The sequence below is a fragment of the Chroococcidiopsis sp. TS-821 genome, from assembly GCF_002939305.1.
Classification (GTDB): domain Bacteria; phylum Cyanobacteriota; class Cyanobacteriia; order Cyanobacteriales; family Chroococcidiopsidaceae; genus Chroogloeocystis.
The window spans coordinates 274,350-283,187 of the sequence record NZ_MVDI01000005.1; the positions used below are offsets into that span (position 1 = coordinate 274,350).

The window sequence follows — 8,838 nt, forward strand, 5'->3', positions numbered from 1 at the left end:
AGTCGTTTGCGATCGCCTAAAAAACTACAGGACTAAAAATTACCCAGAATACAGCAACAATTGCTGCTAAACCCACACTATAGATGACATTTTGCTGATGTACCTTATGCGAACCTAGTACTTTTTGTACTCTTTGCTCTGATGCTAAAAACATACTGAGATGCTTTTGACTCGGTGCTGAGCTTGTCAAACTTACAAGTACTAAAATAAACACCGAGATCGCAAACAATAAAATCGCAAAATGCAAGAAGTTAATAGTAGCGTAGGCAACTAACGGTCTCCAAGTAATCCAACCGGCATTTGTTCCAAGTTCAGCAATAAAGCGAATTGCACCCAAAATAAATCCAGCAATCAGAGTATTAATTGCACCTCTGCCATTGGCGCGTTTCCACAAAAGTCCCAATAAAAAGACAGCCGCGATCGGTGGTGAAATATATGCTTGTACTGATTGGAGATACACATACAATTGATCGCTCATCAAGCCAATAAATGGAAGCCAGAGTAAACCAGAAATGACAAGAACAATTGTTGACAGCTGCCCAGCACGAACTAGTTCTCTTTCACTCGCATCTGGACGCCAGCGCTTGTAAAAGTCCATTACCACTAAGGTAGAACTACTATTAAACACACTGGAAAGCGAACTCATCAATGCTGCCAGTAAGCCAGCAACAACCAACCCTTTAATTCCTGTTGGTAGCAGTTCATTAACCATTGTGGCGTACATCTGGTTAGGAGCAACATCAGGAAACAGTTCTCTGCCAGCAATGCCAGGAAGTACAAGAATAAAAACTGGTATTAACTTCAAAAAACCAGCAAAAATTGTCGATCGCCGCGCATTTTCAATATCCGGTGCTGCTAGCGTGCGTTGCACAATCATTTGATCCGTACACCAGTACCAAAGTCCGAGAATAGGTGCGCCGAACAAAATCCCTGTCCAAGGAAATTCCGGATGATTGATACTCTTCCATAAATTGAAGAATTCAGGGTCAGCACCTTGTACAAAAGGACCAAAACCACCGACATCGGTAATAGCGATCGCTGTGAGAAAAATTCCGCCACCAATCAGGATAAATGCTTGTAAAAAGTCTGTATAAATAACCGCACGCAATCCACCAAAGACTGTGTATGCTCCTGTCGCCACAATTAAGACAATTGCGCCTACCCAAATATTCCATCCCAAAATTGTTTGCAGAACCAGTGCCCCTGCATAAACCGCTACGCTAATTTTGGTAAAAATGTATGCAATTAAAGAAACAATAGATAAGTACGTACGGCATTGCGAATTAAAACGCTTCTCCAAAAACTCTGGCATTGTAAATACGCCAGTACGTATATAAAACGGTACAAACAGCCACCCTAATAGTAGCAGCATAAAGCAAGCAATCCATTCAAATTGCCCTACTGCTAAACCAGAACTCGCGCCTGTACCAGCTAATCCAATAAAGTGTTCTGCGGAAATATTGCTAGCAAACAAACTAGCACCAATTGCCATCCAACCAATTCCACCACCACCTAGAAAGTATGATTTACTACTTTCTAAACTCGATCTACTTGACCAGTAGCCAATCGCACCAACACCCACAAAGTAAGCAATGAGAACAAAGATATCTAACCCACTCACAAAAACCCTCCTCAAGCTTCAGTAAAAATACTGAATCTAATGCATTAACATTAATTAACAATCAAAGTTAAGACTTCACATGATAGAATATGCAGCCCCCTTCACCCCTGTTGCAAATTGAGCAGGGAAAATATACTTATTTGGACTAAGCAAAATTGAAAAGTAAGAACTCAAAAATCTATCCAGTTCTTTATTTCAACTCTAATTACAAGCAGGTGGCTTAATGCTTATCCTCACTATAATAATTGATCGCACTCTCAAAACATATTTGCTATCACTCTTAAGGTAGATGTTAGTGTTTCTAATCTTAATTACTTTATGATTCCAGGTAAAGTCAGTTTATCGAACTTAATTTTACTTTAGCAAACATTAAATTCTTGCTCTTTAACGGCTCTGCTAAATGTTTGAGTTTTGTAAAGTGTTGATAATATAAACAGACTAATATTTATAGAATTATGTGAGTGATTGAACAAATAGTATCCCTGCAAGCCAGAAACTATATGGCTTCTGTGGTTGTTTTGTGCGTGCAATGTCTACTAAAGGTGTTGCTCTGTTTTTGCTGACACGCAGATCAATCAAACAGAGTAAATTGAGGAGAAATGAAAAAAATACCACACTATGTTTTAGCCCCGCTAGCAACTGTTATAGCTGCAAATTTGATGGGAACACTTCCCACATCTGCGCAAGTTTTTCAAGAAAACATTGAAGATTCTGCCGACCTAAGTATTGCAGAAGAACAATCGTCTATTTCGAGTAAATTGCAACAAAACTTAGTCGTTGAATCGAGGGTTCAACTAGAAGAATCCACCCTCATAGCAGATAATTCTTCATTAGCAAATCATAGTACATCTACTATAAATTCATCGCCAACCAACGCTCTATCAGTTGATGCCTCAACAGCACATAACCAACAACCGATGGGGCAAGTGACTTCAGTATCGCAACTATCAGATGTTCAACCTACTGATTGGGCATTTCAGGCGCTACAGTCGTTAGTCGAACGCTACGGGTGTATTGCTGGCTACCCTGATGGGACTTATCGAGGTAATCGTGCATTAACTCGCTACGAATTTGCGGCTGGTCTCAACGCCTGTTTAGATCGAGTGAATGAATTGATTGCCACAGCAACCGCAAACCAAGTCACTCGCGAAGATTTAGATGTCTTGCGGCGATTACAAGAAGAATTTACTGGAGAACTTGCGACGATACGCGGTCGTGTTGATACCTTAGAAGCCCAAGTTGCTGAATTAGAAGCAAATCAATTTTCGACAACAACGCGGCTAAATGGAGAAATTGTTATCGGTGCTACGAGTGTTTTAGCAGGAGATAATGCAGCAGGCGAACCGATTGATCGCATTCCTACATTAGGTCAACGAACACAACTGAACTTTAATACCAGTTTTACTGGTGCAGACTTGTTAACAACACGCATTCAAGGCAACAACATTACACCGCTTGGCGGAACAAATAGCGGTCCTCTACTGACCAACGAAGGTCGAGTAGAATTTGATGGCGATAGCGGAAATGAGGTTGGACTTGCGTTGTTGCGATACCGTTTTCCGCTCACTTCTAGAACCAATGTTTATCTTGCAGGTGTTGGTAACGGTTTTGTTGACTTAGATGCTTCTTCTCAGCTTAACCCTTATTTCGATGGCGGTGCTGTTTCGCTGTTCGCGCTGCGCAACCCAATTTATAACTACAGCGGTGGTACTGGATTGGGTGTAAGACATCTGTTTAGCGATAACTTAGAATTAAACTTGGGTTACCTTGTTCCCAGTCTTAATGCGGCAAGACCAACCGAGAAGAACGGTTTGTTTGATGGTAACTATGGTGCTTTAGCACAAGTGATTTTTAGTCCTAGCGACAATGCCAGAATAGGGCTAACATACATCAACAGTTATAGCCAGTCGTTCTTCTTTGGGGAAGGCATAGATCCGCAACTTAACCCAGACTTCATCCCCTTTGGAACAAGCACAGGGAGTAACCTAGCAAATGACACGTTTGGTAGACCAGTTTCTGTTAATGCTTATGGTGTATCGGGAACGCTTGGACTTGGCGCTAATTTTGCTGTGAGTGGTTGGGTCGGATATGCAAACCAGCGCTATATTGGTCGAGGCGATGCAACCGTTTGGAACTGGGGAGTAGGTCTTGCTTTTCCTAATCTGGGTAGAGAGGGAAACTTGGGCGGTATTTTCGTAGGTATGGAACCCAAAGTTACAGAAATTTCTAGCACTCTCAATAATGGACAACCTGATCCTGATACCTCACTCCATCTCGAAGCATTCTATCGATATCAACTCACGGACAACATCCAAATTACTCCAGGTGTGATCTGGTTAACAGCACCAAACCACAATGCGAATAATGATGATGTTGTTATAGGCGTTTTGAGGACTGTATTCCGCTACTAAGCCGCCTATGGAATTTGCTTTAGCCACAATTCACAACCGGTCAAGCTTGCAGCTTTATAAGCTATGCCATAATGATACCATATTGGTACAGTGGAGCGCAGCTATGAAGGAAAAAAAGCACAGTCTAACCCTTAGACTTGATGATGTGGAGAAAGAAAAGCTAGAAAAGCTGGCAGAAGCTTCAGGATTAAGTTTAGCGGCAACAATGCGGCAACTTATTAGAAACGCTAAAGTTAAAAATAATATTTAGTGTAATTCTATAAACGTGCTGCAACTGATTCAGATATTAAGCAGGAGTTCCACAAAGCAGCGGAACTCCTCTTTTGTTTTTAGAACTAAACAATATTGTGACTTAAAACAACTAAAAATTGCGATCGCGATCGCTTAATATCATATTACTCATCTTGCAGTGCAAAACTTCATAAAACCTTCATCTTAATTAAGTGATTTTACTTTAGCTTTACTAAAACTTTATATTTTTTATAGTTTTATCCCTTATTCTGTCGGTAAGAAGAAAATTACATTTTCTTCCCAAAAAATTATCAAATGACAAACAGTTCAATTGTGTTATTCCTGTTAGGAAAACAACTTAATTGTTCTGTTCAGTGCCTACACTTCAACTTAATTTAAGAAAGGCAAAGAGCATCACTATGGCAATCATCCGAGGCACCCCAGGCGACGATACGTTAGTGGGAACAAGGTTTGCTGATACGATTTTTGGCTTAGCAGGCAACGATCTGCTGCTAGGGTTAGCAGGCAATGACACGCTTTACGGCAATAGAGGCAACGATACACTTAACGGTGGAGCAGGAATCGATTCCCTCATTGGTGGTGTAGGAAATGATGTTTATATTATCAATAATGTCGGCGATCGAGTTGTGGAAGCTGCCAATGCAGGTATAGATACTGTACGCTCTTCCGTCAGCTACACACTGCCAAATAATGTTGAGAATCTCATTCTCACGGGAAATCGCAACATCAACGGCACAGGTAACGCACTTGCTAACCGGATTGTTGGTAATAGTGGTAACAATAATATTGCTGGCTTAGGCGGTAACGATACTCTCTTCGGTGGTGCGGGTAACGATACTCTAAGTGGTGGAACTGGCAATGACATCCTCTACGGTGGAGTAGGTAACGATCAACTCTTCGGCAATGAGGGAAGCAATACTCTCTATGGCGGTGCGGGTAACGATACTCTAAGTGGTGGAACTGGCAATGACATCTTGTACGGCGGCGATGGTAACGATGTCCTTTATGGCAATCCAATCGGCTATGCCGGAGGAAATAATACTCTCTTTGGCGGTGCTGGTAATGATACACTCTACGGCGGCGATTTCAACGATCTTCTTGATGGTGGAGTAGGAAATGATCGGCTCTTTGGCTATAGTGGCAACGATACACTCTTTGGTCGTGCAGGTAACGATAGTCTCGATGGTGGCAGTGGTAGCGACGTTCTCTACGGTGGTGATGGTGACGATACTCTGATTCCTAGTGATGTTAACATTCGCCAGAGTTTCTTTTTATACGACTTTCTCTTCTTTTATGGAGATGGCAGTCCAGATCTCTTAGTTGGTGGCGATGGCAATGATACCTACATCATAGTTGAATCAGGCGATCGCATTATTGAAGCTCCCAATGCAGGTATTGATACAGTCATTGCCTACAATAGCTATTCTTTGGGAGATAACATAGAAAACCTGACGCTTGCTGAACAAAGAGATTTCAGTTCTGGTATTAGTGGCACAGGCAACCGTTTAGACAACATTATTGTTGGTAATTCGTCGAATAATACCATACGAGGGCAAGCTGGTAATGACTTTATCGATGGCGGTGCAGGTAACGATCTTATTGCTGGTACAAATCGCGGTATTGGTGAAATAGACACGCTGACGGGTGGAAGTGGCAGCGATCGCTTTATTTTAGGCAGTGCCACAACTGTCTTTTACAATGATGGCAACCCAACAACTCCCGGTTTCGGCGATTATGCCTTAATTACAGACTTCAACTCTGATGAAGATACTATTCGACTCAATGGCAGACGTACAGATTACTATTTAGTTGCTTCCCCCGAAGGCTTACCAGCAGGCACAGCACTCTATTATAGGCAACAAGGTGCAACAGATGAACTAATTGCTATTATCCAAAGCACTACAGCACTTGATATCAACGAAGCTTACTTTAGCTTCAACAACAATGGTGCTAACTTGTCTTTGTTTGAACTCGACGGCAGTAATGGCTTTACTTTACAAGGTGACTTCGGTTTTCCTGCGGGTAACTCGGTAAGTAGTGCAGGAGATGTCAACGGTGACGGGTTTGATGACCTTATTGTTGGTGGAGGTAGCGATGTAGTTCGTAGGGGAGTGTCGCGTAGTTATGTAATCTTTGGTCAAGCTTCTGAGTTTGATGCCAATGTCCAATTAGCAAATCTTGATGGTAACAACGGCTTTATCATTGAGGGGATTGATAACTATGACTTCTCTAACGTTTTAGTTAGCAGCGCTGGTGATATCAACGGTGATGGTTTTGCTGATGTTCTGATTGGTACGAGTGGTTCCTCTCGTGGCAACTTCGATAATTATGGTAATCGCATATATAACTCAGGAACACAAGTATATGTAGTGTTTGGCAAAGCGACAGGATTCGATGCTCGTGTCAATTTAGCAACTCTCGATGGTAGTAATGGTTTTGCGATCGAGGGGAGTAATGTTGATTTTCCATACTCCGTCTCCTTTCCACTTTCGGTAAGTAACGCTGGAGATATTAACGGCGATGGTTTTGATGACATCATCGTTGGTACTTCTGATGTCAGTCGTTATGGTCAAGTATCTGCCGCAGAAAGCTATGTGATATTTGGCAAAGAGACGGGATTTGACGCCCGTCTTGACTTAGGAACGCTTGATGGCAGTAATGGTTTTGTTCTGCAAGGAATTGATTTGAGTGGTTACTCTGCTTCTATTTCAGTAAGCAATGCCGGAGATATCAACGGTGACGGACTTGGTGACATTATTATCGGTGCTTCTGGTGCGCAAGAAAGTTATGTAGTGTTTGGCACAACTACAGGATTTGATGCCCGTGTTGATGTCGCAACTCTTGATGGCAGCAATGGCTTTGTCATTGATGGAATTGATATCAGTGATGACTCTACTAACATCTCAGTAAGCAATGCCGGAGATGTCAACGGTGACGGGCTTGATGACATCATTGTTAACGCGCCTAGCGCACAAGAAAGCTACGTAGTGTTTGGTAAAACCACAGGATTCGATGCCCGCGTTGATGTCGCAACTCTCGATGGCAGCAATGGCTTTGCGATTGAAGGTAACAACTTTGCAGTAAGTAACGCTGGAGATGTCAACAGTGATGGTTTTGATGATTTGATTATCAGTGGTGCTTTTCCAAGCCAAGAAACCTATGTAGTATTTGGTACTTCAAGTTTTGATGCTCGTCTTGATTTAACAACAATTGATGGCAGCAATGGCTTTATTGTTAATCGCAACAATCTTGCCGTCAGTAATGCCGGAGACATCAACGGTGATGGCTATGATGACATTATTTTAGGGAATCGTTTTGCTAGTCCTAATGGTCGTTCTGATGCAGGAGAAAGCTACGTCATTTACGGGCAAGACTTTACAGGACAAGTGACACGTCAAGGAACACCTGGTAATGACTTACTCATTGGCACTGCGGCGGATGACATTCTTGTTGGTGGACTGGGCAATGATACGCTGCGTGGTGGCGGTGGTAGCAACGTTCTCTACGGCGGTGCTGGCGATGATGTTCTAATTTATAGTCCTCAAAACCGTCGCATGGATGGCGGTAGTGGTATCGATACCTTAGCTGTTGATGGTAGTGGTGTGACGCTTGATTTAACTGCAACTCCCAACAACCGCATTCGCCGCATTGAGATTATTGACTTGACGGGTACAGGCAACAACACCTTACAACTGACGCGCTTAGATTTACTCAATTTATCTGAGTCAACGAATCAATTGATTGTCAGCGGGAACGCTGGCGACTCAATGATCTCGACTGGGCAAGGATGGCTGTTTGATACGACCACAACTTTCGATGGCAACCAATACAACCGCTATACTTCTGGTGCTGCAACCTTGTTAGTTGATACAGACATCACCACTACTCTCAGTTAAATTTAAGCAACTGTACTCATTAATCCAATGCTTCTTAGAGTCCCGCTACTTGTTGGGACTTTTTTAGCGTGCAAATCATATCCAATTATCTATTACCAAATACCCCAAAAAAACTATCCGCTCTCACGGGAGATCGCGGAGACCTAAGTGAGAGCGGTCTAGTCGGGTCGTCAGATTGGAACCAGACTGCCGGAAGGAACTCCGAGAATCAGCCTAGCTAATTGAGTTGTCTTAGTCTCTCAACAAGACCAAGGCTAACCTTTAGAGAACAGCCCCGGCGCACAGCCGGCTTGCTCCAATCTGGTGACCCATGCATTTACTACTATCTATCATGGGCATCACCTCCTTGTTGCCTGACCGGACTAAATCTCAAAAGGGCAGAGTGTTTAGCTCTGGGTTTGTTCAACCTTATTCAAGATAACATATGATTTGCGAATTTTGACTACAAATAGAAAAAACTCCTACCTTTTTTGGCAGGAGTTTATAGATTACTGATCTAACTCGGTTGATTACAAAGCGTTACCGCGAGGCAGTACCTCCTCAGGGAATTGGAAATGCTCGTGAGGCTGGTCTTGGGGAGCCATCCAAGCCCGAATACCTTCGTTGAGCAGAATGTTTTTCGTATAGAACGTCTCGAATTCGGGGTCTTCCGCCGCGC

At 42.7% G+C, this 8,838-nt stretch carries 4 protein-coding genes and 1 pseudogene; 3 read left to right on the forward strand and 2 right to left on the reverse strand.

Annotated features, from left to right (window positions below; genetic code table 11):
• Positions 1-16 precede the first annotated feature (16 nt).
• Positions 17-1,621, reverse strand: coding sequence for a sodium:solute symporter (locus B1A85_RS15410; protein ID WP_104547784.1), 1,605 nt, complete (start codon positions 1,619-1,621; stop codon positions 17-19).
• Between the two features lie 599 nt (positions 1,622-2,220).
• On the opposite strand from B1A85_RS15410, the gene B1A85_RS15415 reads away from it, so the two are divergent.
• The 3 genes from B1A85_RS15415 to B1A85_RS25255 all read left to right on the forward strand — a co-directional run bounded on the left by B1A85_RS15415 (position 2,221) and on the right by B1A85_RS25255 (position 8,180).
• Positions 2,221-4,032 (forward strand): iron uptake porin, encoded by a 1,812-nt coding sequence (locus B1A85_RS15415; protein WP_104547785.1) that lies wholly within the window; start codon positions 2,221-2,223, stop codon positions 4,030-4,032.
• 103 nt (positions 4,033-4,135) lie between these two features.
• A complete protein-coding gene (locus B1A85_RS15420; RefSeq protein WP_104547803.1) occupies positions 4,136-4,282 on the forward strand; it encodes a ribbon-helix-helix protein, CopG family in 147 nt (48 codons plus the stop codon).
• 400 nt (positions 4,283-4,682) lie between these two features.
• Positions 4,683-8,180, forward strand: a complete 3,498-nt coding sequence (locus tag B1A85_RS25255; protein WP_104547786.1) for a calcium-binding protein — start codon at positions 4,683-4,685, stop codon at positions 8,178-8,180.
• Positions 8,181-8,689: 509 nt separating this feature from the next.
• Here the strand turns inward: B1A85_RS25255 and B1A85_RS15430 are convergent.
• A pseudogene (locus tag B1A85_RS15430) lies at positions 8,690-8,838 on the reverse strand (photosystem II protein D2); the annotation flags it as partial.